This window comes from Hymenobacter gelipurpurascens (assembly GCF_900187375.1).
GTDB lineage: Bacteria > Bacteroidota > Bacteroidia > Cytophagales > Hymenobacteraceae > Hymenobacter > Hymenobacter gelipurpurascens.
The window spans coordinates 86,430-113,181 of the sequence record NZ_FYEW01000002.1 but is presented as its reverse complement, the minus strand read 5'-3'; the positions used below and the strand labels follow the sequence as shown (position 1 = coordinate 113,181).

Below are 26,752 nucleotides of genomic sequence, written 5' to 3'. Positions count from 1 at the left end.
TTACCGACTGCTTCCAGCTTCAACGCCGGAAGATGCGAAATAATGCAATGAAACAGTGGGGGCGGTGAAGTGGTGAGCTGGTGAAATAGGGAGTTTGCTGTTTTGGTGGCACGCATTGCGCAAGTAGCGCGATCTAGGCCACTATAACAGCAAACTCCCTATTTCACCAACTCACCACTTCACCTACAGGCCTAGCAAATCCTTCATGCCGAACACGCCTTGGCGGCCCGGGAGCCACTCGGCCGCCAGTAAGGCACCCTGCACAAACCCGTCGCGGGAGTGCGCTTCGTGCTTCAGCTCAATGCTATCGGCGGGGGAGGTGTACGTCACGATGTGGGTGCCTACCACTGCGCCTTCACGCTCCGAGATGATGGCCAACTCTTTCGGTTCTGGCGTCGCTTCGTTGCGCCAGGTGGTTTTGTTGGGGAAGTGACGCAGAATGCCTTCGGCCGCTGTCAGGGCAGTTCCGCTGGGCTGGTCTACCTTCTGGGTATGATGGATTTCGCGCACTTGCACATCGTAGCCACCAAACTGGTGCATTTTGGCCGCGATGTACTCATTGAAGTGGAAAAACAGGTTAACACCTACGCTGTAGTTAGACGCATAAAACAGCGGCGTGCCCGTTTCTTTGCTCAAGGCCTGTGCTTCCGGGAAGTGATGGAGCCAGCCGGTAGAGCCACACACCAGCGGAATGCCCTGGCGCAAGCAAGCCTGCACGTTCTGGAAAGCCGCATCGGGGTGGGTAAACTCAATAGCCGCATCAACAGTAGCAGGCGTGAAGTCGGTGATATGTACATCGGGGCGAGCGGGATCTACGATGCCGGCAATCTGGTGGCCGCGAGCCACAGCCTGCGCCTCGATGGCTCGGCCCATTTTGCCGTAGCCAATCAGGAGAAGCTTCATGTAAGAAAAGGGTGGGGTTATTTCAAAGTGAAAGTGACGGCTAGGCCAGTAGCAGGCTGCCGCAGGGAAGAAGGTAGCAGCACCGGATCCATGCGCATGCTCAGGTCTTCGCTGATATCGAAGTCGCGCAGGTGAGCCGCGACCAACGCATCCAGAATCGTGACGCCATATACCAGTGCTGTGTAAGCAATGAATGTATCGCGGTTTCGTCGATAAAAAATGATGCCCCGCTGCACATTCGCGATAGAGCGCTCCTTCTTGACCTCAGACCCGGAGAGCTGATCAACAGTGATGGGAGAGCCAGCATTCTGAGCATCCACAAAATCGTTCTTGCCTTTTACATACTCTTTGTAGCGCGACTGGTAAAAGAACAGCCCGTAGCCAACACCTCCTAGGCCACCATATACTAGCGGCAGCTTCCAATACTGATGGTTGTAGATCTGGCCTGAGCCCGGCAATACCAGCGCTAGCAACGCAGCTTTCTGGGGGCGTGTTACGCGCCAGCCCAGCAGCTTTTCAGTACGACGCAGCGAGTCGTTGACGGCGGCGGTTTTGGTAGCTACCCGCGCCGAGTCGGGGCCAGCAGTTACGGTTTGGGCGTGGGCCGTCAGGCTGTTAAGAATCAGCATGAATGTAACCAGCCAAACGAGCAGCACTGGGGACTTAGCTTTGAGGTGCATGCGAGGCAAGGGTTAAAATGAGCGCTTAGAAGAGCGAACAGTTAGTGCTATTCGTAGGCCAGGTGCCCAACCGGAAGAGGCTATTGGCAGCGCAGTTGGTTGCCATTGAAATGACAAATTCTCGCTAATGTCAAAATCATGAAGGTGCGCAATCGTGACAGCATCCAGGATCTGAAGCCCATATATCACGGCATTAAGCCCTAGCCACAAATCCCGGGAAGTGCGGTAAGATTTAAAACGATACAGCTGGGCTACATCGCTCGGCTCTTTACCCGAACGAGGCCCTCTATCTATTGCCGTTGAATTGCCAAGTGCAAACTGTTGTCTAGCTTCATAGCCCTTTTTATATTCTTGGTAGAGCTGCCAAAAATGGACTTCTGCGTAGGCAGAGCCCGCCAAGGCTCCATATACGAGAGGTAGTTTCCACTCTTGCGCATTGTATACTTGGCCAGCACCCGGCAGTATAGCCGAAAGTATGCCTGCCTTCTGCGGGCGAGTGACGGGCCACCAAGCTAGTTTCTCAGTTGACGCAGAAGGCGTTTGAGCGTGGGCCATTTGAGCTAGCAGCAGTGCCGCTAACAGCAGAAAAGAAGCTACTGCATTTGGAAGCCCATGCATGGCAGCCAGTATTAAGCAGGTTGCAGAATGTGCAGAATCCGCTGCATATCTTCCACCGAGTCAAAGGCAATCTTGATTTCACCACGGCCCTGGGGCCCTGGCTTCACCATCACACGGCTGCCAAAGCGCTCCGTCAGATGGCGCTCGGTGCGGCGTAGCTCCGCGGGCGGTACCACCGGCTCAGTGGGATGCGAGGTTTTCTTCTGGCCTTCCGCCGGCGTAGAGCCGCCGTTGCGTACCAGCTGCTCTACGCGGCGCACTGATAAATCCTCGTCCACAATGCGGCGGAAAAGGCCTAGCTGCTGCTCCATATCCTCAATGTTGATGAGGGCGCGGGCATGACCCATGCTGATCACGCTGTCGCGTAGGCCTATTTGGATATCGGGCGGGAGCTTGAGTAGGCGCAGGTAGTTCGTAACGGTCGAGCGGTTCTTGCCCACCCGGTCGCCGAGCTCTTCCTGCTTCAGGTTGCACTCGCTCACGAGACGCTGGTAGCTCAGGGCTATTTCAATGGCGTTGAGATTTTCGCGCTGGATGTTTTCAATCAGGGCCATTTCCAGCATCTGCTGGTCATCGGCCTTGCGGATGTAGGCCGGAATGGCTTCCAGGCCGGCCAGTTTGGAGGCCTGTAGACGCCGTTCACCGGAAATCAGCTGGTACACGTTGGTGCCCATCTGGCGCACCGTCACGGGCTGAATAATGCCCTGCACCTTGATGCTTTCCGCCAAGTCCTGGAGGGCCTGCTGGTCGAAGTGAGTACGGGGCTGGTAGGGGTTAGCCTCAATCTGGCCCACTGCAATCAGCCCAACCGAGTTGACGGGGTGAGGCACCAGGCCTAGCCGCTCGCCTTTTTTCTCGTAGCTGCCTTCAATCAAGGCGTTGAGGCCCCGGCCTAGGCCACCTATTTTGCGCTTCGCCGCTACGGATGCCGTTGCCGGCGTAGATTTCTCTTCGTTCTTCTCTGACATACCTGCAAACAGCCCTCGCCCAGTAGTGACGGACGAAAGCGAGATTCAAAAATACACAAACGGTCGGGATGACTGGGATATTTTTGTTCCACGCCAGAAAAAACGTGGAACGTAGCCGCAAAACAAAACTGGCTAGCAACTTAGGTTGCTAGCCAGCTTCTTTCTTTTAGAGAAAGCACTGTGTTAAGTGGATATTCACTTCCTAAATCGAAGTTTACGCCGCTGTATCTTCGGTAGCCTGCTCTTGCTCGGGGTCGGCCGAGACGATGTTCTTCTCCACAATCTCGCGGGCCAGGTTCAGGTAGCTGATGCTGCCCTTGCTTTCGGCGTCGTGCAGAATGACCGGAATACCGAAACTCGGCGACTCCGACAATTTCACGTTGCGCGGAATGATGGTATCGAATACCAACTGCTGGAAGTGCAGCTTTACTTCTTCCACCACTTGGTTGGAGAGGCGCAGGCGCACATCGTACATCGTGAGGAGAATGCCTTCAATTTCCAGATCCTCGTTTAGGCGGCTCTGGATGATCTTGATGGTATTCAGCAGCTTGCCTAGGCCTTCCAAAGCGAAATACTCGCACTGCACCGGCACGATAACCGAGTTGGCGGCCGTGAGAGCATTGACGGTAATGAGGCCTAGGGAAGGCGAGCAGTCGATGATGATGAAATCGTACTGATCGACGAGGGGACGTAGGGCCTCCTTCATCTTCTCCTCCCGGTTGGGCAGGTTGATCATCTCCACCTCAGCCCCGACCAGATCAATGTGGGAGGGAATCAGGTCGAGGTGGGGCAGCACGTTGGTGTTCAGGATGATGTCCTGCACATTGATGCCGTCCACCATGCACTCATAGATGCTGTTCTCGATGTCCTTGGGGTCGAAGCCCACGCCGGAAGTGGCGTTGGCCTGCGGATCGGCATCGACGAGCAGTGTCCGGTATTCCAGGGCAGCCAAACTGGCGGCCAGGTTGATGGCCGAGGTGGTTTTGCCCACACCGCCCTTCTGATTGGCTACCGCAATAATTTTTCCCATTGTAGTCAGTTGACAGTTGTCGGTTGCCAGTTGCGGTTATGAATTACACCGACAACTGACAACTGGTAACTTAAAATGTAATCGTTTCGCCGATGCTGAGCAGAACCAGCTCTTTACCGGCATGCGTGGCTTTGGCTTTTGCCTCTTCGTGGTTGATGACGAGGGGCGGGAAGGTATCGAAGTGCATGCCGATGACTTTGGTGGCACCCGTCCAGTCGGCGGCTACCAGCGCATCATCAATGCCCATGGTGTAATGGTCGCCGATGGGCAGAATGGCGAAATCCAGCTTATACCGCTCACCAATCAGCTTCATGTCGTAGGTCAGGGCGGTGTCGCCGGCGAAGTAGAAGGTTTTACCTTCCGTTTCTACCACAAAACCGGCCGCTAGGCCACCATAGGAGCCATCGGGCATGGAGCTGGAGTGCGCGGCGGCCACCATCTTCACTTTCCCGAAGGGCAGCGTAAGGGTACCGCCCAGGTTCATGCCGTAGTTGGCTTTGAGGCCTTTAGCACCAAACCAACCCACCGTTTCTACCATGCCTACCAGCTCGGCACCGGTACGCTGGCCAATTTCTGCTACGTCGGCCACATGGTCGCCGTGGCCGTGGCTGAGCAGAATGTAATCGGCCTCAATTTTATCCAAATCTACGTCTTTAGCCAAGGGGTTCGGACGAATGAACGGATCAAAAAGGACTTTGCTGCCATCAGCTTCAAGAAGAAAGCAGGAATGGCCGTAGTAGGTCAGGTGCATAGAGGGGGAAGGCTGCGGTACGGCGCAAGCGCCGGAAACCCGGGTTGTGGGATACCTTTGCAAATATACACTGTTTCGCCGTTCCCATGTTTCCGTTTTCGCGCCGCGCTGTTGGTTCTGCTTTTGCTCTGTTGCCGCTGCTCACAGCCTGCTCCGATACCGGCCCGGCCACCGATGCCCGGCGTGTGTTCCGCTACAATCAGCCTGAGGCGCTTACTTCCCTGGATCCTGCCTTCACGAACAAGCAGGCCAATATCTGGGCCGCCACGCAGCTCTACAATGGGCTGGTAGAGCTGGACGACAGCCTGAAGCCCGGCCCCGCCATTGCGCGGCGGTACAGCATCTCGCCCGACGGCAAAACCTACACCTTCACGCTGCGCCCGAGGGTGCATTTTCATGATGCTGAGGTGTTTCCGGGCGGCAAAGGCCGGGCAGTAGTAGCGCAGGACTTCGTGTATAGTTTCAAGCGCCTGCTGGATGGGCCTACGGCGAGCCCTGGCGGCTGGATCTTCCGGGGCAAGGTGCTGGAAGACGCCAAAGGGGAGCCGGCCGATACGTGCTTTGTGGCCGTCAACGACAGCACACTGCGGGTGTATCTGAAGGAGCCGTTTATTCCGTTTTTGGGTATCCTGACGATGCCGTATGCGTATGTGGTGCCGCGCGAGGCAGTGCAGAAATACGGGAAAGATTTCCGGGAGCATCCGGTGGGTACGGGGCCTTTTATCTTCAAGGAGTGGGATGAAGGCAACGCCATCATCTACCACCGCAACCCCAACTACTGGCGTAAGGATGCGCAAGGCAAGCCTTTACCTTACCTCGATGCTGTACAGATCAGCTTCATTCAGGACCGCAAAACGGAGTTCCTGACTTTCATGCAAGGCAAGCTGGATTTCCTCAGTGGCATTCGGGCCGGCTCGCGCGACCTGATTATGTACCCCGATGGTACCGTGCGCGAAGACTTCCTGGGCAAGTTCCGACTGCAGAAAGTGCCCTACCTCAACACGGAGTACTTAGGCCTGCAGCAGGACCCCGCCCGCCTGCGCGGCGACAACGCCGAGGCCGGCAAAGCCCTCCAGGATAAGCGCGTGCGCCAGGCGCTGAACTATGCCCTCAATAAGCCCGAGTTACTGGCCTACTTCCTCAATAATGTAGGCGTGCCAGGCCTTTCAGGCTTTGTGCCGGCTTCCCTGCCATCGTATAGCCAGAAGCTGGTGCCTGGCTACACGTATCAGCCGGCCAAGGCGCGGCAACTGCTGAAACAGGCCGGCTATGACCAACGCCACCCGCTGCACCTGCGCCTAGCCACGGTAGCGGAACGTAAGGAGGTGTGCGAGTACCTGCAGAAAAACTGGGCCGATGTAGGTGTGCAGGTGGATATCGACGTGAATCAGGCCGCCGCCCACCAGGAAATGGTGGATAACGGCAGTAGTGCATTCTTCACCAAAAGCTGGCTCGGCGACTACCCCGATGCCGAAAACTATCTGGCTCTGTTCTATAGCAAGAACTTCTCGCCGGCCGGCCCCAACAAAACCCACTTCAAGAACCTGGCCTACGACCGCCTCTACGAGCAGGCCAAGCTGGAGCAGAACACCGAAAAGCGCTACGATCTCTACCGCCAGATGGACCGCATCATTGTAGAAGAAGCACCCGTCATTGCGCTGTATTATGACGAAGTAGTGCGCCTGACCCAGAACAACGTGCAGGGCCTCACGCCTAATCCTATGAACCAACTGGTGCTGGAGCGGGTGCGCAAGAACTAGCCATCATCGGATAGCAAGCAAAAGGGTGGCCTAGACTGCAGTCTAGGCCACCCTTTTCTGTTTTTATCAACTCCTAGGCCACTATTTAGTTACGCCTAGGCCTTTTACTACTTCTGCGTGAATGTAGTCGAAGAGCTTTTGTAAGGACGGCGGTATGCTGTCCTCGGCCTGCACTAGCTTCATTGTGCCATCGGTCCTCCGGATGGTGAGGAAGGTGGAAGGCATATCGGTAAACCGCGTGGGGTAGTGCTCTTTCATCTGAAAAAAGCCGATTTGATCCGCGTCCTGCTTGATCTGGTTTACCACCGCCATCGGGAGCTTGAACTCCCGCTTGCCTTCTACCGGGGCATACTGCAGGCCTTCGTATTGCACGCGACCATCAGGGTAAATAGTGGCCTCATAATGCGGGCAGGTGCCGTAGCAGGGCGTCCGGCGAAACACGATAACCGGCTCAGCAGCAACGGAAGCTTTGGCAGCAGTTTTCGGCTTCATCGGCTTTGCTTTTTGCTTGGTTGCATGTGACTTGGTAGGCTGTTGGGCTTCCACGGCGCAGGCACTCAGCAAGACGGCCAACAGGAGAGGGGCAAAGAACAGGCGCATAGGAAAGGAGGGAATGGAAGTGCAAGCCAAGAAAGCCAAAAACCACGCCGGAAACCAATCTGGCTGAGTAGCCAAGTGGCCTACCGCATGCCGGAGTGGCCTAGCAGTGGCAGGCAGAGAAGAATCACGAACTCCTGTGAGCTTCTAGGCCACTACTTGGCCACGTCATTAGGATACAGCTAAGCAAAAGGCGGCAGGAAAATGGCCACCAAAGAAAAAGCCCTTTCTACAGTAGCAGAAAGGGCTTTTTTGCGCTATCCAGAATTACGAACGGCGGGTCTTGCGCGGTTTCTTCGGCGATACATCCGAAGCGCCCGTGTCAGAATCCGCATCCGAGCCGTCAGTATCCGCATCGAGGGCGGGGCGGCCGCCTTTGCGGGTTTGGGTTTCCTTTTCCTGAGCGGCCTTCATGGCATCCTGGAGGCGGGCCGAGAAGCCACCGGGCTTCTTGTCCTTGTTCTTCACCTTGTTAGCTTCCAGCTTGGCGCGCACTTTCGTGTCATCCACGAAGCGGCGCGTAATGGCCTGCTGGGCCAGGGTTACCAAGTTGGAAATCAGGTAATACCAGGTCAGGCCAGATGAGAAGCTGTTTAGCACGAAGAAGAATACCAGCGGCATCAGGTAGCTGTAGAACTTCATCGGACCCTGCATGGCAGCTGGGTTGTTCTGGTTGCTCTGGTAGGTCATGGCCAGCGTCGAGAGCGTCATCAGCAGCGTAAAGAGGCTGATATGGCTACCCAGGAACGGCAGCGCGAAGGGCAGCTTAATCAGGTCGTCGTAGGTGCTCAGGTCGTGGGCCCACAGGAATGGCTGCTGACGCAGCTCAATGGCGTTGGGGAAGAACTGGAACATCGCGAACAGAATCGGTATGGTCAGCAGCTGCGGAATACAGCCACCCATCGGCGAGACGCCCATGATGTTGTAGAGCTTCATGGTTTCCTGCTGCTGCTTCATCTGATCCTCCGGAAACTTCTCCTTGATGGCATCAATCTCCGGCTTCAGGACCTTCATTTTGGCCTGCGACTCATACGATTTGTAGGTCAGGGGCCAGGTCACGAGCTTGATCAGGACTACCAGCAGGGCGATGATGATACCGTAGGAGCTGATGAATTTCTCTAGCACATGGAACACGGGCAGCACCACAAACTGGTTTACCCAGCGGAAAATACCCCAGCCTAGGTACACGTTGCGGTCGAAGCCGGGTGTTACTTCCTTCAACGTGTTGAAGGAGTTGGGGCCGAAGTAGAAGCGGAAGTTTGCTTTGCCCTGCTGCACATCGGCGGCCGGAATGGTCAGCGTGCTGCTTAGGGTTTTGATGAATGTGGAGTCCTCCAGGTTTACCGTAGCATCAAGCTGGCCCGACTGGAACTGGTTATCGGCCACGATGCCAGCCACGAAGAAGTCGTGCTTGTGCGCTACCCACTTCAGCGGCTCGGTTACTTTGATTTCCTCAGGCTTCTCCGATGCCTCGGCCAGAGCCGTATGGTCGCCGGAAACGAGGTAGCGGTTGATGGTGGTGTGGTTGCGGTTCTGCTTCATGTCCTGCTCCGTCTGCCGTACATGGTCGACGAAGGTGAACGTGAGCGGCTCCTGCGTTACTACGCTAGCCAGATTGTTGAAGCGCAGGTTGTAGCTAAGCTCGAAGCTGTTGGCAGGCAGTGTATAGACCTGCTCAATCTGGCCACCGGCTACATCTGCCACAAAGCGCACGGCGTTGTTGCCCTGGGGCTCAGACCGGAAGTAAAGATCGGAGAGCTTTACCTGGCGGCCATCCGTGGTGCGGAAGCGCGTATCGATCTGGGCACTCTGGGCGTCCAGCAAATCCAGGGGCTTGCCGAAGAAAGTCTTGTACTGGTTCAGCCGAACAGCCTCCACGCGGCCGCCTTTCGAGGAGAAGGTGATGGTGATATTGTCGTTTTTCAGCTCCGTGGTTTGGGCCGAGCCTACGCCAGCCGCGCCGAAAGCGCCCAACGTGCGGGCGGCAGCTGCAGAATCTAGCGGGGCGGCGGCAACGGGTGCCGTGGCAGCGGTTTGAGCGGCGGCTGTGGTGGTCGTGGGCTTTTTCGTCTCCTCGCCTGGCTTGGGCCGGGGCACAACGTAGAGGTAGATGATGAGCAAGGCCGAAATCAAAAACAGGCCGATTGCTGAATTTCTGTCCATTAGTAAGGGTACCTACAGAGAAAAAAATCGAAGCCACCACCAGCGGTAGCCCCGCGCCCCCGTCAAAAATCCGGCGACACTCCCGCAAAGGTCGGACTTGTCAGGCGAATATTTGTTGAGTCGGCGTTTTTGTCAGATGGAATGGTGAAACAAATCCACAATGAGTGAACCCAAAATGGAGTGTCCAAGTCCTGAACAGATAATTTCGAAAGGAAATTGAGCGTGCCATTTTCCTGACAAATGGGCACAAAAGAAGGAGTAGGTATACCTCACTTCCAAGCCAATAGCTTCGCATCATTTAAATGCAAGGAGTGCTGTGGCCCTTCATCTTGCAAATTGCCCTCTACAGTAACTGAAGTAGCTTTTTGTATTTTTTGTTCGTCTTCTTTTGTGGCAAAAAACACGACCAGCTTTCTAAGTTGACCTTGATGGGTGATTAGGGTATATAGGTAGTAATGCCCTCCGTCGGTGCCAGTCGATAAAAGCGTGAAATCAGGTAAAGTGTACACCATAAAAAAAGTAGCAGCACGCCTAAAAGAACGTCATGCTGAGCGGAGTCGAAGCATCTCTACCGCTTCTCTAGGCCAGTTGGTTAGCCAGAGGTAGAGATGCTTCGACTCCGCTCAGCATGACGTTTGTGGTGGTGATTTACTTCTCTAGGCCTATCTACACCTTCCGGTGCTGGATGGCGGCTTTCACGAAGCGTACGAACAACGGGTGCGGGTTCTGTACCGTGCTTTTTAGCTCGGGGTGAAACTGGCCGGCCACAAACCATGGGTGGTTAGGCACTTCTACCACTTCTACTAGGCCAGTGTCGGGGTTGATGCCCGAGGCAATCATGCCGGCTTCTTCAAACTGCGGCAGGTACTGGTTGTTGAACTCGTAGCGGTGGCGGTGCCGCTCGCTGATGTGGTTGCGACCGTAGGCCTTCGCGGCTTTCGAGCCGCGGCGTAGCTCGCAGTCGTAAGCGCCCAGGCGCATGGTGCCGCCTTTTTGGGTGATGTCCTTCTGGTCCTCCATCATAGCAATGACGGGTGCCGGTGTCTGCGGGTCCATTTCCGTAGAGGAAGCATCTGACAGGCCTAGCACGTTGCGGGCGTATTCTACCACGGCCACCTGCATGCCCAGGCAAATCCCGAAGAAGGGAATCTTGTTCTCGCGTACATGCTTCACGGCCAGGATCTTGCCTTCGAAGCCTCGCTCGCCAAAACCAGGCGCCACCAGCACGCCATCTACGCCGTGCAGGAGCTGCGCAATATTGTCTTCGTTGATGTGGTCCGACTGGATGCTGCGCACCGTCACTTTGCACTCGTTCTGTGCGCCGGCATGCACGAAAGCTTCGTTGATGGATTTGTAAGCATCAGGAAGCTCCACGTATTTACCTACCAGCGCAATGGTTACTTCCTCCGTGGGGTTTTTGAGACGGCCTAGGAAGTCTTTCCAGGCTTCCAGATCGGGGTGTACGGTGCCGCCGGTCAGCTTCAGCTTCTTGATAACCCGATCATCGAGCTGCTCTTTCAGCATCAGCAGGGGCACCGAGTAGATGCTGTCGGCATCGAGGCTCTCGATTACGGAGTTGATTTTGACGTTGCAGAACAGCGCGATTTTGCGGCGCATTTCGGCCGGAATGGGGTATTCGGAGCGGCACACCAGAATATCAGGCTGTAGGCCTGCCTCGCGCAAATCGCGCACGGAGTGCTGGGTGGGCTTGGTTTTCAGCTCGCCAGCGGCCTTCAGGTAAGGCAGCAGCGTGAGGTGAATTACCAGCGAATCATTCGGCGGAAGCTCCCAGCGCAGCTGGCGCACGGCCTCCACAAACGGCAGGCTCTCGATATCACCAATGCAGCCCCCGATTTCGGTGATGACGACGTCGAACTTGTCATCCTCGCCGAGTAGCAGCATGCGCCGCTTAATCTCGTCGGTGATGTGGGGCACTACCTGCACCGTCTTGCCCAGGTAGGCGCCTTCGCGCTCCTTGCTGATGACGTGGTTGTAGATACGGCCCGTCGTTACGTTGTTGGCCTGCGAGGTGGGTACGTTCAGGAACCGCTCGTAGTGGCCCAGGTCGAGGTCGGTTTCGGCGCCGTCGTCGGTTACATAACATTCGCCGTGCTCATAGGGGTTGAGCGTACCGGGGTCGATGTTGATGTAGGGGTCGAACTTCTGGATGGTGACGCGGAAGCCGCGGGCTTGCAGCAGCTTGGCTAGGGAGGCCGAGATGATGCCTTTGCCTAGCGAGGAGGTCACTCCACCGGTGACGAAAATGTACTTGGCCGTTGCAGCCGTGGGGGTAGGGGTTCGGTCTGGCATAACGGGAAACAAAGTTAGCGGATATATCCGGGTGAGGCCGCGAAACTTTGAGCTACGCGCGAGGAAGCACACCTGCACAACAACGTACTATCAGATTATTGTGGTGTGAAATAATCGTTCAGGTTCACGGTAATGCGGCTGGTTTATACTTCGTAAGAGTCTCAGGTACAGAGAAATGAAAGGTGGCTTATGCTCGTGTTAGACTTGTGTAGAACAGGCGCTTATAGAAATAGTCAGGCCGCTCTGTTTTAGAGCAGCCTGACTATTTCTGGTAGAGAGAGTAGGCCAGGAACTACGCCTGAATAAAGGACAGCAGGTCAGCGTTAATAGTGGCTGCCTCGGTGGCGGGCATGCCGTGCGGAAAACCGGGGTAGGAAATCAGCTTGCCGTGTTTGAGTAGCTTGATTGACTTGGCGCCGCTGATGGGAAAGGGTACAATCTGGTCGTCCTCGCCATGCAGCACCAGCACTGGGACATCCACTTGCTGCAGGTCATTGGTGAAATCGGTTTCCGAGAAGGCGGCGATGCCAAAATAATGGGCATTGACTCCGCCGCTCATGCCCTGCCGCCACCAATTGTCGCGGATGCCCTGCTTTATCTGGGCACCTTCGCGATTGTAGCCATAGAAGGGAATGGTAAAATCCTGAAAGTATTGCGCGCGGTTGGTGGCCGTGCCCTCGCGGATTTCATCGAATACTGCCATCGGCACACCATCTGGGTTGGCGGGGGTTTGTAGCATCAAGGGCGTTACGGCACTGATGAGGACGACCTTCGCCACGCGGCCCTGAGCAGCACGCGCGGCATAGCGAATAGCCACGCCCCCACCCGTTGAGTGGCCAATGTGCACGGCATCTTTCAGATCAAGGTGGTCGGCTAACTCAAGTATATCGCCCACGTAGGTATCCATATCATGACCAGTGGCACTTTGCGTGGAGCGGCCGTGCCCACGGCGGTCGGCTGCAATTACCCGGTAGCCTTTGGTCAGGAAAAACATTAGTTGCGCATCCCAGTCGTCGCTCGACAACGGCCACCCATGATGGAAGACCAGCGGCTGGCCCGTGCCCCAGTCTTTGTAGTAAATTTCAGTGCCATCCTTTACCGTGATTGTAGACATAGTTCTGCATCGATAAGTGGTGAAAAAAAGACATGGCTAGGCCACTCTAAAAGGGCTTAACGCGCAGGCAATAACGTGATAAAACTATGTGTTAGTGAAGTAAATCACACAAACTTAATATTCGGTAGCAGCTGACAGTCAGCAATATGCTGGCTTGTTCTGCAAAGAATTAGTTTGTGAGAAGCGCAAGCCGGCAGAGAAATGGGTGCCGGAACCTGAATGCTCCCAGCAGCGAGAAGCTTCATAGGCATAGCTGGGGTGCCTAGTTGTGCGTTTCCCAATCACAACCCATGCCGCTAACAGCCGCGAAATACGGCGTGGGCGTCTGGGATATGCTATCATGGGTGATTTTTCTGAATCTCGCGAAGAAGAGAACCAACAAAACGAGCGGTGGCGGTACGGCCAGTAGGAGTTGAACTTCTACTGGCCGTACCGCCACCGCTCGTTTTGCCGAAACTGGTATCTAGGCCTGTTTGGGCTCGGGGCCGCGGAATACGTCGGTGCCTTTTACGGCAGGTAGCTTCACGGGGCGGCCTTCGCGGGCCGATTGGTAGATGGCTTCCATAATGCGCTGGTCCTGAAGGCCTTCTTCGCCGGGCGTGTGCGGCGCCTTGTCTTCCAGTACGCATTCCGAGAAGTGGTCCATTTCGGTGGCAAACTGGTTTTTGGCGCCCAGCGTGATGTGATTCTCCAGTTTGGCCGGGCCTTCGGCGTGGGAAGTTTGCAGCGCCTGACCTTTGTAGGCGTAGGCATTGTTGAGGTGAATCCAGCCGCGCTCCGAGTTCACGCGGTAAAAGCGCGAGTCGTGGGTGTTGTAGTGCGTGATGTTATCGACCACGATTCCATCGGGAAAGCGCATCTGCCACGACATCATTTCCTCTACCTCCTTGAACAGCGGATTGCCGGGCGTGCTGTGCATATACGCCGATACTTCCGTTGGCTCGGTGCCCAGCAGGAAACGGGCCGTATTCAGGCAATACAACCCAATATCGGGGAGGGCGCCGCCGCCGGCCAGGGCCTTCTTATGACGCCAGTGGTCGGGGTTGGCCGAGCTTTGGCTATTCTGCGCCTGGATGTATTTCGTCTTGCCGAATTTGTTGTCGCGGATCATCTGGCGGACTTCGCGGTTGTAGGGCTCGTATTGGATGCGGTAGGCCACCATGAGCTTTTTGCCCGCTTTTTTACAGGCCGCAATCATGGCTTCGCACTCGGCGGCGGAGTTAGCCATGGGCTTCTCACAGAGAATGTGTTTGCCCGCCTGCGCGCCCCGGATGGTGTACTCGGCGTGCATGGAGTTGGGCAGCACAATGTAAATCACCTGCACCTCCGGGTTGTCCTTGAGCTGGTCGTAGTTTTCGTAGCTGTAGCAGCTTTCGGGCTTGATGCCGTACTGCTGCGCCACCTTCTTGAGTTTCTCCGGCGAGCCACTGACCAGCGCCACCGGCTTCGACTTTTTGCTTTGGCCAAAAGCCGGCAGTAATTCTTCCAACGTCAGGTGGCCTAGGCCTACCAAGGCGTAGCCCACGCGCTTGTCGGGCGGCAGGGGCGTAGGAGTGGGCGGCGACTGAGGGTCAACGTCGGACTTCCACTCTTCCAGTTCAATGGGCTTGTTGAGGTCAGTGGGTACTTTGGCGGGGGGCGATACGGCTTCGGAGGAAGGTATTTTCTGTCCGTCGGGGCTAGTGTACATAGTGGCGGATGTTACTTGGGAGGCGGGGGTGCCGGTGGTAGGAGTAGGAGCCGTGGCCGCGGTGGTAGGCCCACTATCGGTCTGGCAACTGGCCAGCGTGCTGGTGGCTACGCCCACGGCCAGGCCTCGGCCGGCCAGCGTCAGGAATTCCTTGCGCGAAACCTCCCGGCCCGCCTGCCGCAGTACGGTATTGAGTAGTTCGTTGGTAATAGACATAAGAAGCAACGTCAGATGATAGCGTAGAAGAAAGTACTCCCTGTAAGCCAAGAGGTTGCCCTAGCACAGAATCATGAACCCATTTTCTTTCCCAGAAAAGCACCGCTTTGCGCTTAATAGGCCTAGCGGCAGCCGCAACAGTTGAAAACCGCCGAGCTTTTGCCCAAGTTGCGGGAGTTTTTGCCTGTTGCTTGCCGCTCATGTCGTTCTTTCGTCTTCTTTCCCGCGTGTTGCTAGGCCTGTGGTGCCTAAATGCAGCGCCGGTTTTTGCCCAGAAAAAAGCACCGCCAGCTACGCCCAAAGTGGGGGCACTTTGGCTCGATCAACTGATTCGGGAGTCGGTGATACTGCGCCAGCATAGTGTGGGCGTGTGCCTGACGGACGTGGCTTCCGGAGAGCCGGTGTATGAGCTGAACTCAGACAAGTACTTCACCCCGGCCAGCACCATGAAGCTGTTCAGCCTTTATGCTGGCCTGCACATGCTCCCCGATTCGTTGCCTAGTCTGCACTACGTGGTGCGCCCCGACAGCCTGCTGTTCTGGGGCACCGGCGACCCTACCATGCTGCACGGCGACATACCCTCGGGCCGTGCCCTCGCGTTTCTGCAAAACCGGCCCGAAAAGCTGTTTTATGCGCCGGTGCCGTGCGCAGTGGCCTACGGCCCCGGCTGGACCTGGGACGACTACAACTATTACTTTCAGCCGGAGCGTGGCCCGTTTCCGATTTATGGGCACACCGTACGCTTCTACGCCAAAGCCGGGCAGCCGCTTCCGCGCGTGTATCCAAGCTTTTTTCGCTCCCTGACGGAGGCCGCCCCCATTCAATATCCTAATACTGCCGAAGACCATGTCCGGCGCATGGAGCTGGAAAACCGCTTTTTCGTGTTTCCCAGTCCTAAAAACTGGATAGACGAAACTCCTTTCCGGTCCAGCACCCCTCTGTTGCTGCAACTGTTGCAGGATACGTTGCGCCGGCCGGTGGTGCCGGCCGCGCTGCATTTGCGTGCCCAGGACTCCGTACGCACCCTGCGCGGTCTACCCGTCGATTCCTTGTACCGCCGCATGCTGCGCGTAAGCGACAATTTCTTGGCGGAGCAGCTGCTTTTGATGTGTGCCTCCAGCCTAAGCCCCGACTCGCTGAGCCCTAACCGCGTCATTCGGAGTATGCAGGCCAACTACCTGCGCAACCTGCCCGATGCCCCGCACTGGGTAGATGGCTCGGGCCTCTCGCGCCTGAACCTGGTTACGCCCCGTACGCTGGTAGCCTTGCTGCTTAACCTGCACGCAGAAGTGCCGGAGCCGCGCCTGCTGGATTGGCTAGCGGCTGGTGGCCGGCAGGGCACGCTCAAGCGTGTATACCGCGACCCGCGCGGCCCCTGGCTCTGGGGCAAAACCGGTACGCTCACCAACAACCACAATCTCTGTGGCTACCTGCGCACCAAGTCGGGAAGGCTGCTGGCGTTCAGCTTCATGAACAACAACCACGTGGCCGAAACCAGCACCGTCCGCAAGGAAATGGAGCGCGTCCTGACGCAGGTACGGGAGCGGATGTAGGCCACCTTACTGCGGCGCAGAAACCGCCTAGCTGCTGCCGCCTAGCAAGCGCCCACCCAGCTGCAGATGAATTTGAGAATAGGCAGAGAACGTGAAGGCCAGCAGCAGCCAGCCCAGATACAGCGCCGCTAGCAGCAGACCCTGTGCGGGGCGCACACTGCGCCGCAACTGGGCCGGGTGCCAGGCTGCCGGGAAACCCAGGGTAGCCGCCATACATAATCCAAAGTGCAGCGGCAGCATAAACCGGGTTTCTACTGCTACCGGCAAGGCCCCAATAACGGGAAGCAATAGGGCTGCTACCAGCAAAAGCCGCCGCAGCGGCAGGCGCCGAGCCTGCCAGAATAGCCTTCCTAGCACCAGGAGGCCTAGCCCAAGTACGGTGTAGTTGGCCCAGGCCAGGGGCCAGGTAGCCGGGTAAACTTGACGCAGATAAGGAGTAGGCTGCTGCAAATCGAGGCCATTGAACAGGCGCTGAGTCAGCAGCGTGCAGAATTCCAGCGGGTATTGGCGCACTAGCTTCGCGTAGGTGGCTGGTTCCATGCCCGCCGAGGTGATACCGTGGCGCTGCATCAAATACTGGCCTAGCGGGTCCTGAAACCACACGCGCACCTCGGGGTAGTCATTACCGATAGTGGCTTCGTACTTAAAGTTGCCCAGGCCCAGGCTCAAATGGCGCTTCACCAACTCATCCTGCTGCTGCACGCCGCTCAGGTGCCAGGGGCTGCCTTCGGGTACAAACCGCCGTATCATCAGATACTGCGGCAACAGAATCAGGCCCAGCCCAAGCAGGAGTGCCGCCAGCCTACTAGTGCTGCTGCGTAGGCCAGTGATTCCGGAGGTTGTAGGCCAGGCAGCAGCCAGCAGCATGGGGTAGAGGCTGAGCAAATAGATGCCCCGCGCGTTGTAGGCCAGTCCCAGGAAGGCACCGACTATCAACCAACGCACCAATTCTCCCCACCAGCGCAACTCCGCAGGCCGCACAAGTAACCCACGGCCTGCCAGAATTAGGGCCGTGCCGACAAACACTAGGGTGGGAAAGTCGCTGAGGGCGAAGTTGAAATGGTCGCGCCAGAACACGAAGCCGGTGAGCACAAAGGCTAGGCGCGCCACAGGGCCGGGCTCCTGTGACGTGTTGCGCAGTGTTTGCCAAAGCCGAGGGCCCAGCCACCCGTAGCACAGCGCCGCTACCATGCTCCCCAGCGTCCGGATATACCACATTGGGTCGCCGCCCAGCACTTTCCAGGCCGTGCGCCAGGGCGCCAGCAGGAGCGGCCAGGAGTAGCCGCGCGTATTGGCGCTGTAATGGAGCAGCGAGAAGTGCCGGTCGGGGGTGATGAAGCGCGAAGGCAGGCCCCAATACGTCAGGGCATCATAATACTGCTCTGTGTAGCCCGAGAAGGGCAGATACAGCATGTACAGCCCAAAGACCCCGGCCATCCAATACCAGTCGGTACGCCCCAGAAGTGGCCTAGAAGGCAACGCGCTTTGGTTGGTAGCTAGGGAAGACGCTGTAAAAAGCTCCATGTGGCCGAAGCTTAGTACAGCACCCGGAACTTGATGGTGTGCTCTACCTTGCGCAGCTCCCCGATTACTTCCTGCTCATACTGCTTATCAATATCCGTAATCACGTAGCCGATGTGCTCGTTGGTTTTCAGGTACTGGCCCAGGATGTTGACGTGGTGCTCGGCCAGCACGTTGTTGATGCGGGCCAGTACGCCGGGCACATTGTGGTGAATGTGAATGAGGCGGTGCGCCTGCTGCACGGGCAGCTGAATATTGGGGAAATTGACGCTCTGCTGCGTATTTCCGGTATTCACGTACTGCATGATGCGCTCCGGCACAAACTCCGCAATGTTGCGCTGGGCCTCGGCGGTGCTACCGCCTACATGGGGCGTCAGCAGCACGTTCGGAAGGCCCCGCAGCTCACTCTCAAAGCTTTCGTGGTTGGTTTTGGGCTCGTACGGAAATACATCGACGGCGGCCCCGCCCAAGTGGCCGGAGCGAAGCACGGCGGCCAGGGCCGGCACATCTACCACATGGCCGCGGCTGTTGTTGAGCAGCAGGGCACCAGGCTTCATCATGGCCAGTTCGGCCGCCCCAATGAGGTTGGTGTTTTCCTGGCGGCCATCTACGTGCAGGGTCACGATATCCGACTGCTGCAACAGCTCCTGCAGGGTGCGGGCCTTCACGGCATTGCCGAGCTGGAGCTTTTCGGCCACATCATAATACAGCACCTGCATGCCCACGGCCTCCGCCACCACCGAAAGCTGGGAGCCGATGTTGCCGTAGCCGATGATACCCAGCTTCTTGCCCCGGATTTCAAAGGAACCCTTCGCCGATTTATCCCACTCACCTTCATGCATTTTGGGGCTTTTCTCCGGAATGCGGCGGGCCAGCATAATGATTTCGCCGAGGGCCAGCTCTACGACTGAGCGCGTGTTGGAGAAGGGAGCATTGAACACGGCCACACCTTTCTGCATGCAGCCCGTGAGGTCAATCTGGTTGGTGCCGATGCAGAACGCGCCGATGCCGATGAGGCGGTTGGCAGCTTCCAGCACGCGGGCCGTTACCTGGGTTTTGCTCCGGATGCCCAGAATGCTCACGCCCTCGATCTGCTGCACCAGCTCGTCTTCGTCGAGGCCGCCGGGCACAGTATCCACCTGGTAGCCTTCCTGGCGGAACAGCTCGGCGGCGCGTGGATCGGGGTTTTCGAGGAGCAGGACTTTGATGCGGTTTTTCGGATAGGAGAGCGTCATCGGAAGCTTGTTCTGGTAGAGAAATTCGTCGAAGGAAGGCAGTACTTCATCGGCGCGGGCCACTACGGCGTCGCGGGTCACGTTTTCGGTGAAGGCGTAGAAGCGGTTCGCCAAGCCGGCTTCCCGGATCTGGTAGTCGGTGTAGCCGTCGCCGAGTACATACACGTCGCCATCGAGGTCGAGGCGGCGGAGCTGTTCAATTTTGCCGCCGTCGCGGCTCAGCACGTTTTCGGGGTCGAAGCCGGTAATGCGGCCATCCTCAGCGAACGTGAAGGTGTTGGCCAGCACATGGTCGGGCGCAATGCCGAAATCGGCCACCACGGGCTCAATAAACTCCCGAAAGCCGCTGCTCACAATGTACACGCGCCCCGGAAACTGCTCGAAGAAGCCCCGGTTGCGCACAATGCTCTCCGAAACCTTGCCTTTCAGCTGCTCCACCAGCAGGGGCAAGTGCTCGCGCCGGGCCGGCAGCAAGGCCAGCCGCTGCTTCAACGACTCCGAGAAATTCAGCTCGCCGCTCATGCCGCGGTCGGTGAGGGCCCGGATGGCGCCGACTACCTTTTCGCGGTCGGGGTGGCCTAGCAGGGCAATATCGGCCAACTCATCGAGGCCTTCTACCTGCGTGAAGGTGCTATCGAAATCTATAATGAGGTAAGGAAGCGGCTGGTGCTGTTCGGGCATGATGAGGGCAAGGTAGAACGGAAAGCCGTTTTGTACGGAATAAACTCAGCAAAAAACGGTTGTTCGGCCCTGCAACCAATTGGCCGCAGCGCTACTCCTGCTTTCAGCAGGCAGCTAAAGTGGCCTAGGCCTGTTCCGTTATCCTCCCGAAACTCTTTTCCTGAACCAGATGAAATACGTTCTACTCCTTGCCGGTAGCTTTCTGGCCGTGCATGCCGCTACGGCGCAAAAAACCGAGTATTCCGCGCATCTGGTTTCGGGGGGAATGGCCTACCGTGGAGCTTCTGCCGCGGCCACCACCAGCATCGATATTCCGGATATCGTGGGCTATAAACCAAGCACACTGAATGCCTACGGCAAGCGGCTGGGCTTTTCGTATGGCCTAGCAGGGCAGGTGCAGCGCCTGACGAAAGGCGGCAGCCTATGGGGGGCACAGGCGGGGTATGAAATGCTGCGCAGCCGCGTAAACATCCAGTATGTGTTCAGCGAGTCAAGCGCCGACCCGAAAGCGGAGGGCCACACAAATCTGAACCACCAATTTATCACTACGCATGTGTTTTTCGGACACCGGTTTGCTGTGTCAGGTCTGGGTCTTGACCTGACTGGCGGACCGGAAGTAGGCTTTTTGCAGAAAGTGCACGAGAAAGGCCGGGCTACTTACAACAATGACCAAGCGGAAATTACGGTTGATAGAGCCCGCAATGTGAATACCAAGGCCGATGTGCGGGCCCGCCTCAACCTAACGGCTTATTATCACCGCGTAGGCCTCGCGTTAAGCTACGCGCACGGCCTGACCAACTACCGCCAGCACTACCTAGGCGGCACAAACGAGCTATACACGCAGGTGCTCCGGGCTGGGCTAGTATACCGTCTTAAGTAAGGAAGTGGCCTAGACCTCGTAAAACTCAATCGGCAGGCCGTCGGGGTCCTGTATGAACGTGAAGCGGCGGCTGGTAAACTCATCTACCCGAATGGGCTCGTAGGCCACTTGCTGCGCTTCCAGGCCCCGCACGGTAGCGTCAAGGTCAGAGACGGCGAAGGCAAGGTGGCGGAGGCCGGTGGCTTCGGGGCGGGAGAGGCGGGCGGGCGTTTCGGGGAAGGAAAACAGCTCGACCAGGTACTGCCCATTGAGCGCCAGGTCGAGCTTGTAGGAGTCGCGCTCCTCCCGGTATACTTCCCGGATAGCTTCCAGCCCTAGCACTTGTGTGTAAAACTGTTTCGAAACGGCGTAATCGGAGCAGATGACGGCAATATGGTGGACGCTGAGCAGAGCAAGCATGAGTGTGTAGTTGGTACGAAGAATGGTGAGGCGGCTGAGAATCAGAATAGGTAGTTGAGGGAGTATATTGCTGTACAGTACTATCTGCCAGAGCGCCAGCCACTGATGAGAAGTGCCTCCTGAGCTGGACAATCGGTCATCTAACGGCTTGCGGATGAAAACAACCTACGCCATTTTCCTGCTGGTCCTGTCGCTAGGCCAGTCTGCCGCTTGGGGGCAAACGCAAAAAACGGTTACGTTTCAGACGCTGGATGGCCGCAAGCTACGCAGCCCCGAAATAGACCGACTGGTGCAGCAGCTGATGGATACGGCCCACATTCCGGGGCTGGCGCTGGCGTTGCTGCAGAACAACAAGGTGCAATATCTGCGTACCTACGGCTACCGCAACCTCGAAACCCGCGCCCCGCTGGAGCCTGCCACCGTTATGTACGGCGCCTCCTTCAGCAAGGCGGTGTTTGGATACCTGGTGATGCAGCTCGTACAGGAAAAGCGCCTCGACCTCGATAAACCGCTTTATCACTATCTAAGCAAGCCCATTCCCGAATATGAGGCCTACCACGACCTGGTCGGCGACGACCGGTGGCGTCTGCTCACGGCCCGCATGGCCCTCACCCACACCACGGGCCTCCCCAACTGGCGCTGGATAGAACCCGATAAAAAGCTGCGGTTCAAGTTCGCGCCCGGTGCCCAGTATTGGTATTCCGGCGAAGGTCTGCAGCTACTGCAACTGGTAGTAGAAACCGTTATGAACAAAAGCCTGACAGAACTAAGCGACGAGCGCATATTCAAGCCCTTGCAAATGAGCCGCACCAGCTACGTGTGGCAGCCAGCGTTTGAGGGAAACTACGCCCTCGGCTACGATGAGCAGGAGCAGATGCTGGGCATCCGGAAACGCACTAAACCAGGCGCAGCTGGCTCCCTAAACACCACACCCGCCGACTACGCCACCTTTCTGGCTGCCGTAATGCAGGGCCGGGGCCTGACGCCCGCCGCTAAACAGGAAATGACCCGCGCCCAGGTACGCATTCCGTACAAAGCCCAGTTCGGGCCGCTGGCCACCATGGCCGCCCCCGACAGCAACCGCGCCAAGCAACTGGCCTACGGCTTGGGTTGGGGGACATTTGAAGCCCCGAAATACGGCCATGCCTACTTCAAGGAAGGGCATGATGATGGCTGGGAAAACCACAGCGTCATCTTCGGCGACCAGAAAAAGGGCCTGCTGCTGATGAGTAATAGCTCTAACGCCGACCTGATTTTTAAAGAGCTTCTGGAAAAGCTCCTCGGCGACACCGCTACCCCCTGGCAATGGGAGGGGTACGAGCCTTATGCATCGAAGAAAAACTGACCTACTAAGTGGCCTAGGCCACTCGTTTGGCCTCACAGGCGGGCACCCATTCCTCTTCTTGGCATACGGGGCACTTGGCTGTGCCGCCTCGTGGTAATTCCTGCACATGGCCGCAGCAGGCGCACGCATGGCGGCCCGCTTCTTCTGCGCGGCGATGGGTTTCGGCCACCCGCTCGGGCCAGATGGGCAGGCCCGGCCGTACGGGCTCCTGTTCCTCAAAAAAGTAGATACTCATGTTGCCGGTGGCCTCAATATAGGCCCGGCGCACCTGGCCCAGGTGCTCTACCTGCAGCTGACGCAGCTCGCCGAACAGCTCTTTTTGGGTGAGATTCTGGCTACGGAAATTCTTGAGCTGAATCTGGCCATCTGCCACCAGCAGCACGGGCTTGCCTTCGAGCCAGTCACTGAAGCCCGGAAATTTTTCGGTGAGCCAGTTGAAGAGCAGGTAAAGCGCCGTCACGACGGCGAAGACCACGGCCGCGTAAAGTAGGGGCGTATCGTGGTAGAGCATGGCGTCGCCGGCCGCGGAGCCGAGGCCCAGGATAATACTCAGCTCGAAAATAGAGAGCTGCCGCACCCCGCGCCGGCCCGTTACGCGCAAGGCTCCCAGCATGAGCAGGTAGGTGGCCACGCAGCGCAAGGCTACTTCCAGCAGAAACAGCGGGGGCGCATCATCCGAAAACAAGATGCGGTTCCAATCGAAGGGGGTAATATCAGCGGCAAACAGCATAGCAGCAATAACGGAAGACCAAAAGAGGAGCTATTGGCCTAACGCAACTGTTGGGCTCGCGGTTAGCTCTGCCGGCTTCTGTAGGCCACCTGCCGTCTTATTCCTCAGGGTTTTTGGGCAGCAAATGCACCATATGGTAGGTAGTAGGCGCAAACCCCAACGACTCCCAGAAGTGCAGCCCTGCCGGGTTGGCTACGGCCACCTGCAGCTCCAGGTGGTCGGCTCCCTGGGCCGTAAGCCAGGTTTTAGCGGCATTGAACAGGCCGCGCCCAAGGCCATGGCGGCGGTGAGCCTGCTGTACCACAGTTTCGGCAATGTAGCCGCGCCGGAAGTAGTGCATGCCGTGGTTCCCGATTTGGTAGGTGGCTATCAGCATGCCCAGCAGCCCATAGCGGCCCTGTACCACAAAGACCCGGGTGTTATTTTCGGCCAGACGGCCGCGCAGCACGCGCTTCAGCTGAAACTCCGAAGCCGTGTTGTAGCCAAAAACCGGGTTAAATGCCTGGTGCTCATTCATTAGCTCGCACCACAGGCCGTACAGCTCGTTCAGATCCTGGTGGGTAGCAATGCGAATGTTCATGCAGGGATGGCAATAAAATAAAGCTGGCAAGCTACAATCCTAACTCGACAGTGCAAACAGCCGCGCTTACTTCAAGGGTGTATGAATAGGTTGACAATACTTAAAAGACCGTCCTGTTGAGCGCAGCCAAAGCATCTCTACCGCTGCTCTAGGCCAGTTGGTTAGCCAGCGGGAGAGATGCTTCGACTTCGCTCAGCATGACGGTCTTACTATCTGTAAACTAGATATTCGCTTGGTTGATGGATGCAGATTACTAGCTGGCCTGGCCTAGCTCTGAAAGGTCTTCGGCGCTCAGGTGCAGTTCGGTGGCTTTCAGCAGCTCCGTTACTTGCTCGGGGCTGGTAGCGCTGGCAATGGGAGCCGTGAGGCCGGGCTGGGCCATGATCCAGGCCAGGGCTACCTGCGCGGGGGTAGCTTGCTGGCGGGTGGCCACAGCATCAAGCCCTTTCAGAATCCGGAGGCCTTTGTCGTTGAGATATTTCTGGCCTACACCGCCACCACGGGCACTTTTCTTGAGGTCTTCCTCGGTGCGGTATTTACCCGTCAGGAAGCCCGCCGCCAGGCCGTAGTACGGAATCACGCCGATGTTCTGCTCCTGCATGAGGGGTAGCAGCTCCTGCTCAAACTCGGCGCGGTCGTAGAGGTTGTAGAGTGGCTGCAGGCTCTCGTAGCGCGGCAACCCATGCTTCTCGCTGGCTTCCAACGACTCTCGCAGGCGGGCTGCCGAGAAGTTGGAGGCACCAATGACGCGCACTTTGCCTTCCTTCACGAGCTGGGCGTAGGCCTCCAGGGTTTCCTCTACGGGCGTGGCGGGGTCGTCTTTATGCGACTGATATAGGTCAATGTAATCCGTTTGCAGGCGCCTGAGGGAGCCTTCCACGGCCCGCAGAATGTAGTCTTTCTTAAGGCCTTTATTTTCGGGATTCACCTCCCAGCCTACTTTGGTGGCAATGATGACATCGTCGCGGCGGCCGCGCTGCTGCAGCCACTTGCCAATGATGGTTTCCGACTCGCCGCCCACGTGGCCCGGCACCCACACGGAGTAGCCATCGGCCGTATCAATGGCATTGCCGCCGCCGGCCACAAAGGCGTCGAGGATGCGGAAGGAAGTGGCTTCATCGGCGGTCCAGCCGAATACGTTGCCACCGAGTACGAGGGGAGCAAGTTGCAGGCCGGAGCGGCCCAGTTCACGATGTTGCATAACGAGAAAGCGGGTTGAAGATATAGTCAGCATAAACCCCAATCGGGCCTCTGAGGTTATGGGGCTTCCGTGTATTTTTAGCGCATGGCTAGCAAGCTTGATACCCTGGAAATAGTAGATGTGCCCGACCGAGCCACGTGGCGCGCCTGGCTGGAAACCCATCATGCCCAGCCCGCCGGCGTGTGGCTCACGCTCTACAAAAAGGAAAGCGGCAAGCGCCTGATGACCTACGCCGACGCGGTAGAGGAAGCGCTCTGCTTCGGCTGGATCGACTCGCACCCCCGCAAGTAGACGCTTCCTGCTTTCGGCTGCTCTTCAGCCCGCGCAAGCCAAAAAGTGTGTGGTCGGCAGTGAACAAGGAGCGCATTCTGAGATTACGGGAAGCAGGCCTGTTGATGCCCGCCGGCGAAACCCGAATTGCCACCGCGCAGCAGAACGGTAGCTGGGAAGCGCTGGATGAAGTAGAAGCGCTGATAATTCCCTCTGATCTGGAAGCAGCACTAGCTGCCAACGATACCGCGCGACAGTATTTCCAGGCCTTCCCACCCAGCGCCCGCAAGCAGCTGCTCCAGAACCTGGCCGCCGCGAAGCGCCCCGAAACCCGCCAGCAACGCATTGAGCGCATCGTAGCAAACGCCGCCCAGAACCGCCGCGCATAGGCCAGGGTAAATAGAAAAGGCCGTCATGCTGAGCTTGTCGAAGCATCTCGTGTGCTGATGTTGCTCACCAAAAAGCACGTCATCCTGAGCATTCCGCGCATCAAGCGGCGACGAAGGATATTACCACGTCAGCATGAGGCGCTAGGCCAGTCGTTCTTGCACGGTAAGATCCTGCGTCGCCGCTCAGGATGACATGCAGGAGTGCTCTAGACCGATTTGAGATGCTCCAACTGTACTCAACATGACGGTCTTACTTATTGTACAAGCCCATCTAGGCCAGGTTTGCTATTTCAGCGGGGGCCTTACCTTCACTGCCATGCTACGAATCTACCTTTTGCTCCTGAGCCTGGGGAGCGTTCTGCTGTTGGGAGCCACCTCTGCGCCCACCGTTACGGAGCGAAACTTCCAGGCGCACTTCGACCAATACGGCGTGACAGGCTCCATCTTGCTGTACGAGGAGGCCACCGGCCGCTATGTGGCCTACAACCAGGCGCGTTGCCGCCAGGGGTTTTTGCCTGCTTCTACCTTCAAAATTCCCAACACGCTCATTGGCCTGCAAACCGGTGCCCTGCCCGATACGGCCACCATTTGCAAGTGGGACGGCGTAAAGCGCGACTTTCCGCAGTGGAATCAGGACATGACCTATGCCCAGGCCCTGCGCGTGTCGTGCGTACCTTGTTACCAGCAGCTGGCCCGCCAGGTAGGGGTGCAGCCGTACCAGCAGTGGCTCCCAAAACTGGCCTACGGTCGCATGGACGTTGCGCCCCAGAACGTGGACACGTTTTGGCTCGATGGCAATTCGCGCATCACGCAGTTTGAGCAGGTAGCGTTTCTGCGCCGCCTGCACGCCGAAAAGCTGCCCGTGGCACTCCGGCATCAGCGGGCCGTAAAGCGGATTCTGCAACTGAAGAAAACGCCGGAGTATACCCTCTATGGCAAAACTGGCTGGCGTTTCCGCTCCGCCACCAACCCCGATAACGGCTGGTTCGTGGGCTGGCTTGATCGCGCCGATGGTCGCACCATTTACTTCGCCCTGAACATCGAGCCCCCGACAGGGCAGCCCGCCAACGACCAGTTCATTAGTGCCCGCCGCGCCCTGACCGAGGCGGTGCTGCGGGAGCTGAAGTGGCTGTAGCATCAAATCAAAAGCTCAGGCTATAGCTTACGC

At 57.5% G+C, this 26,752-nt stretch carries 26 protein-coding genes; 8 read left to right on the top strand and 18 right to left on the bottom strand.

What is annotated here, in order from left to right; translation table 11 throughout:
- Positions 1-183: 183 nt before the first annotated feature.
- The 6 genes from dapB to CFT68_RS12270 form a co-directional block, all read right to left on the bottom strand.
- Positions 184-903, bottom strand: coding sequence for a 4-hydroxy-tetrahydrodipicolinate reductase (gene dapB, locus CFT68_RS12295; protein WP_088843859.1), 720 nt, complete (start codon positions 901-903; stop codon positions 184-186).
- A 17-nt stretch (positions 904-920) separates the two neighbouring features.
- Complete coding sequence (locus CFT68_RS12290; RefSeq protein WP_088843858.1) at positions 921-1,583, bottom strand: DUF5683 domain-containing protein; 663 nt, start codon at positions 1,581-1,583, stop codon at positions 921-923.
- A gap of 12 nt (positions 1,584-1,595) precedes the next feature.
- The gene (locus tag CFT68_RS22425; protein ID WP_088843857.1) at positions 1,596-2,138 is read right to left on the bottom strand and encodes a DUF5683 domain-containing protein; all 543 of its coding nucleotides are present in this window, start codon (positions 2,136-2,138) and stop codon (positions 1,596-1,598) included.
- 74 nt (positions 2,139-2,212) lie between these two features.
- Entirely contained in the window at positions 2,213-3,169 is a 957-nt protein-coding gene (locus CFT68_RS12280; protein ID WP_088843856.1) for a ParB/RepB/Spo0J family partition protein, read from the bottom strand.
- A gap of 214 nt (positions 3,170-3,383) precedes the next feature.
- Entirely contained in the window at positions 3,384-4,199 is an 816-nt protein-coding gene (locus tag CFT68_RS12275) for a ParA family protein (RefSeq protein ID WP_088843855.1), read from the bottom strand.
- A gap of 70 nt (positions 4,200-4,269) precedes the next feature.
- Positions 4,270-4,950: a metal-dependent hydrolase gene (locus CFT68_RS12270; RefSeq protein WP_088843854.1), complete on the bottom strand. Its 681-nt coding sequence runs from the start codon at positions 4,948-4,950 to the stop codon at positions 4,270-4,272.
- 86 nt (positions 4,951-5,036) lie between these two features.
- On the opposite strand from CFT68_RS12270, the gene CFT68_RS12265 reads away from it, so the two are divergent.
- Positions 5,037-6,710: an ABC transporter substrate-binding protein gene (locus tag CFT68_RS12265; protein WP_088843853.1), complete on the top strand. Its 1,674-nt coding sequence runs from the start codon at positions 5,037-5,039 to the stop codon at positions 6,708-6,710.
- A gap of 81 nt (positions 6,711-6,791) precedes the next feature.
- Here CFT68_RS12265 and CFT68_RS12260 read toward each other — a convergent pair whose 3' ends face one another.
- The 6 genes from CFT68_RS12260 to CFT68_RS12235 form a co-directional block, all read right to left on the bottom strand.
- Positions 6,792-7,310 (bottom strand): DUF6438 domain-containing protein, encoded by a 519-nt coding sequence (locus tag CFT68_RS12260; protein ID WP_088843852.1) that lies wholly within the window; start codon positions 7,308-7,310, stop codon positions 6,792-6,794.
- A gap of 264 nt (positions 7,311-7,574) precedes the next feature.
- Positions 7,575-9,470 carry a membrane protein insertase YidC gene (yidC, locus tag CFT68_RS12255; RefSeq protein ID WP_088843851.1) on the bottom strand — a complete coding sequence of 632 codons (1,896 nt, stop codon included), beginning with the start codon at positions 9,468-9,470 and terminating at the stop codon, positions 7,575-7,577.
- 269 nt (positions 9,471-9,739) lie between these two features.
- The gene (locus CFT68_RS12250) at positions 9,740-9,982 is read right to left on the bottom strand and encodes a hypothetical protein (RefSeq protein ID WP_088843850.1); all 243 of its coding nucleotides are present in this window, start codon (positions 9,980-9,982) and stop codon (positions 9,740-9,742) included.
- Positions 9,983-10,136: 154 nt separating this feature from the next.
- Positions 10,137-11,780 (bottom strand): CTP synthase, encoded by a 1,644-nt coding sequence (locus CFT68_RS12245; RefSeq protein WP_088843849.1) that lies wholly within the window; start codon positions 11,778-11,780, stop codon positions 10,137-10,139.
- Between the two features lie 292 nt (positions 11,781-12,072).
- Positions 12,073-12,894, bottom strand: coding sequence for an alpha/beta fold hydrolase (locus CFT68_RS12240; protein ID WP_088843848.1), 822 nt, complete (start codon positions 12,892-12,894; stop codon positions 12,073-12,075).
- A gap of 463 nt (positions 12,895-13,357) precedes the next feature.
- A complete protein-coding gene (locus tag CFT68_RS12235; RefSeq protein ID WP_088843847.1) occupies positions 13,358-14,800 on the bottom strand; it encodes a Gfo/Idh/MocA family protein in 1,443 nt (480 codons plus the stop codon).
- 200 nt (positions 14,801-15,000) lie between these two features.
- Between CFT68_RS12235 and CFT68_RS12230 the strand changes: the two genes are divergently transcribed.
- Entirely contained in the window at positions 15,001-16,353 is a 1,353-nt protein-coding gene (locus tag CFT68_RS12230) for a D-alanyl-D-alanine carboxypeptidase/D-alanyl-D-alanine-endopeptidase (protein WP_088843846.1), read from the top strand.
- A 27-nt stretch (positions 16,354-16,380) separates the two neighbouring features.
- Here the strand turns inward: CFT68_RS12230 and CFT68_RS12225 are convergent, their stop codons facing one another.
- Together CFT68_RS12225 and serA are read right to left on the bottom strand one after the other, a co-directional pair.
- Positions 16,381-17,877 carry a hypothetical protein gene (locus CFT68_RS12225; RefSeq protein WP_141106541.1) on the bottom strand — a complete coding sequence of 499 codons (1,497 nt, stop codon included), beginning with the start codon at positions 17,875-17,877 and terminating at the stop codon, positions 16,381-16,383.
- Positions 17,878-17,888: 11 nt separating this feature from the next.
- Complete coding sequence (serA, locus tag CFT68_RS12220) at positions 17,889-19,790, bottom strand: phosphoglycerate dehydrogenase (protein ID WP_088843844.1); 1,902 nt, start codon at positions 19,788-19,790, stop codon at positions 17,889-17,891.
- Between the two features lie 169 nt (positions 19,791-19,959).
- On the opposite strand from serA, the gene CFT68_RS12215 reads away from it, so the two are divergent.
- Positions 19,960-20,670: an outer membrane beta-barrel protein gene (locus CFT68_RS12215; protein ID WP_088843843.1), complete on the top strand. Its 711-nt coding sequence runs from the start codon at positions 19,960-19,962 to the stop codon at positions 20,668-20,670.
- A gap of 9 nt (positions 20,671-20,679) precedes the next feature.
- On the opposite strand, the gene gloA2 is transcribed toward CFT68_RS12215, so the two are convergent.
- Positions 20,680-21,069, bottom strand: coding sequence for an SMU1112c/YaeR family gloxylase I-like metalloprotein (gene gloA2, locus CFT68_RS12210; protein ID WP_088845061.1), 390 nt, complete (start codon positions 21,067-21,069; stop codon positions 20,680-20,682).
- Between the two features lie 154 nt (positions 21,070-21,223).
- On the opposite strand from gloA2, the gene CFT68_RS12205 reads away from it, so the two are divergent.
- The gene (locus CFT68_RS12205) at positions 21,224-22,414 is read left to right on the top strand and encodes a serine hydrolase domain-containing protein (RefSeq protein WP_088843842.1); all 1,191 of its coding nucleotides are present in this window, start codon (positions 21,224-21,226) and stop codon (positions 22,412-22,414) included.
- A gap of 13 nt (positions 22,415-22,427) precedes the next feature.
- On the opposite strand, the gene CFT68_RS12200 is transcribed toward CFT68_RS12205, so the two are convergent.
- From CFT68_RS12200 to CFT68_RS12190, 3 genes are all read right to left on the bottom strand, one after another.
- On the bottom strand, positions 22,428-23,144 hold the full coding sequence (locus tag CFT68_RS12200; protein ID WP_088843841.1) for a DUF421 domain-containing protein: 717 nt from the start codon (positions 23,142-23,144) through the stop codon (positions 22,428-22,430).
- Between the two features lie 97 nt (positions 23,145-23,241).
- Positions 23,242-23,724, bottom strand: coding sequence for a GNAT family N-acetyltransferase (locus CFT68_RS12195; RefSeq protein WP_088843840.1), 483 nt, complete (start codon positions 23,722-23,724; stop codon positions 23,242-23,244).
- A 253-nt stretch (positions 23,725-23,977) separates the two neighbouring features.
- Positions 23,978-24,925, bottom strand: a complete 948-nt coding sequence (locus CFT68_RS12190) for an aldo/keto reductase (protein WP_088843839.1) — start codon at positions 24,923-24,925, stop codon at positions 23,978-23,980.
- Positions 24,926-25,009: 84 nt separating this feature from the next.
- Between CFT68_RS12190 and CFT68_RS22140 the strand changes: the two genes are divergently transcribed.
- The 4 genes from CFT68_RS22140 to blaOXA all read left to right on the top strand — a co-directional run bounded on the left by CFT68_RS22140 (position 25,010) and on the right by blaOXA (position 26,719).
- On the top strand, positions 25,010-25,216 hold the full coding sequence (locus CFT68_RS22140; RefSeq protein WP_245815381.1) for a YdeI/OmpD-associated family protein: 207 nt from the start codon (positions 25,010-25,012) through the stop codon (positions 25,214-25,216).
- Between the two features lie 47 nt (positions 25,217-25,263).
- Complete coding sequence (locus CFT68_RS22135; RefSeq protein ID WP_245815380.1) at positions 25,264-25,584, top strand: YdeI/OmpD-associated family protein; 321 nt, start codon at positions 25,264-25,266, stop codon at positions 25,582-25,584.
- Positions 25,585-25,641: 57 nt separating this feature from the next.
- Positions 25,642-25,776, top strand: coding sequence for a hypothetical protein (locus CFT68_RS22270; RefSeq protein WP_262490719.1), 135 nt, complete (start codon positions 25,642-25,644; stop codon positions 25,774-25,776).
- 124 nt (positions 25,777-25,900) lie between these two features.
- Positions 25,901-26,719 (top strand): class D beta-lactamase, encoded by an 819-nt coding sequence (gene blaOXA / locus CFT68_RS12180; protein ID WP_170934787.1) that lies wholly within the window; start codon positions 25,901-25,903, stop codon positions 26,717-26,719.
- Positions 26,720-26,752 lie beyond the last annotated feature (33 nt).

Bases quoted from the DNA above. Each gene is read 5' to 3' on its own strand.
- CFT68_RS12290 (WP_088843858.1), bottom strand. From the start codon at position 1,583: ATGCACCTCAAAGCTAAGTCCCCAGTGCTGCTCGTTTGGCTGGTTACA.
- gloA2 (WP_088845061.1), bottom strand. From the start codon at position 21,069: ATGCTTGCTCTGCTCAGCGTCCACCATATTGCCGTCATCTGCTCCGAT.
- CFT68_RS12235 (WP_088843847.1), bottom strand. From the start codon at position 14,800: ATGTCTATTACCAACGAACTACTCAATACCGTACTGCGGCAGGCGGGC.
- CFT68_RS12260 (WP_088843852.1), bottom strand. From the start codon at position 7,310: ATGCGCCTGTTCTTTGCCCCTCTCCTGTTGGCCGTCTTGCTGAGTGCC.
- CFT68_RS22425 (WP_088843857.1), bottom strand. From the start codon at position 2,138: ATGGCCCACGCTCAAACGCCTTCTGCGTCAACTGAGAAACTAGCTTGG.
- CFT68_RS12200 (WP_088843841.1), bottom strand. From the start codon at position 23,144: ATGCTGTTTGCCGCTGATATTACCCCCTTCGATTGGAACCGCATCTTG.
- dapB (WP_088843859.1), bottom strand. From the start codon at position 903: ATGAAGCTTCTCCTGATTGGCTACGGCAAAATGGGCCGAGCCATCGAG.
- CFT68_RS22140 (WP_245815381.1), top strand. From the start codon at position 25,010: ATGGCTAGCAAGCTTGATACCCTGGAAATAGTAGATGTGCCCGACCGA.
- CFT68_RS12250 (WP_088843850.1), bottom strand. From the start codon at position 9,982: ATGGTGTACACTTTACCTGATTTCACGCTTTTATCGACTGGCACCGAC.
- CFT68_RS12195 (WP_088843840.1), bottom strand. From the start codon at position 23,724: ATGAACATTCGCATTGCTACCCACCAGGATCTGAACGAGCTGTACGGC.
- CFT68_RS12205 (WP_088843842.1), top strand. From the start codon at position 21,224: ATGAAAACAACCTACGCCATTTTCCTGCTGGTCCTGTCGCTAGGCCAG.
- serA (WP_088843844.1), bottom strand. From the start codon at position 19,790: ATGCCCGAACAGCACCAGCCGCTTCCTTACCTCATTATAGATTTCGAT.
- CFT68_RS12275 (WP_088843855.1), bottom strand. From the start codon at position 4,199: ATGGGAAAAATTATTGCGGTAGCCAATCAGAAGGGCGGTGTGGGCAAA.
- CFT68_RS12215 (WP_088843843.1), top strand. From the start codon at position 19,960: ATGAAATACGTTCTACTCCTTGCCGGTAGCTTTCTGGCCGTGCATGCC.
- CFT68_RS12190 (WP_088843839.1), bottom strand. From the start codon at position 24,925: ATGCAACATCGTGAACTGGGCCGCTCCGGCCTGCAACTTGCTCCCCTC.
- CFT68_RS12225 (WP_141106541.1), bottom strand. From the start codon at position 17,877: ATGGAGCTTTTTACAGCGTCTTCCCTAGCTACCAACCAAAGCGCGTTG.
- CFT68_RS12230 (WP_088843846.1), top strand. From the start codon at position 15,001: ATGTCGTTCTTTCGTCTTCTTTCCCGCGTGTTGCTAGGCCTGTGGTGC.
- CFT68_RS12270 (WP_088843854.1), bottom strand. From the start codon at position 4,950: ATGCACCTGACCTACTACGGCCATTCCTGCTTTCTTCTTGAAGCTGAT.
- blaOXA (WP_170934787.1), top strand. From the start codon at position 25,901: ATGCTACGAATCTACCTTTTGCTCCTGAGCCTGGGGAGCGTTCTGCTG.
- CFT68_RS12240 (WP_088843848.1), bottom strand. From the start codon at position 12,894: ATGTCTACAATCACGGTAAAGGATGGCACTGAAATTTACTACAAAGAC.
- CFT68_RS22270 (WP_262490719.1), top strand. From the start codon at position 25,642: ATGTTGCTCACCAAAAAGCACGTCATCCTGAGCATTCCGCGCATCAAG.
- yidC (WP_088843851.1), bottom strand. From the start codon at position 9,470: ATGGACAGAAATTCAGCAATCGGCCTGTTTTTGATTTCGGCCTTGCTC.
- CFT68_RS12265 (WP_088843853.1), top strand. From the start codon at position 5,037: ATGTTTCCGTTTTCGCGCCGCGCTGTTGGTTCTGCTTTTGCTCTGTTG.
- CFT68_RS12280 (WP_088843856.1), bottom strand. From the start codon at position 3,169: ATGTCAGAGAAGAACGAAGAGAAATCTACGCCGGCAACGGCATCCGTA.
- CFT68_RS12245 (WP_088843849.1), bottom strand. From the start codon at position 11,780: ATGCCAGACCGAACCCCTACCCCCACGGCTGCAACGGCCAAGTACATT.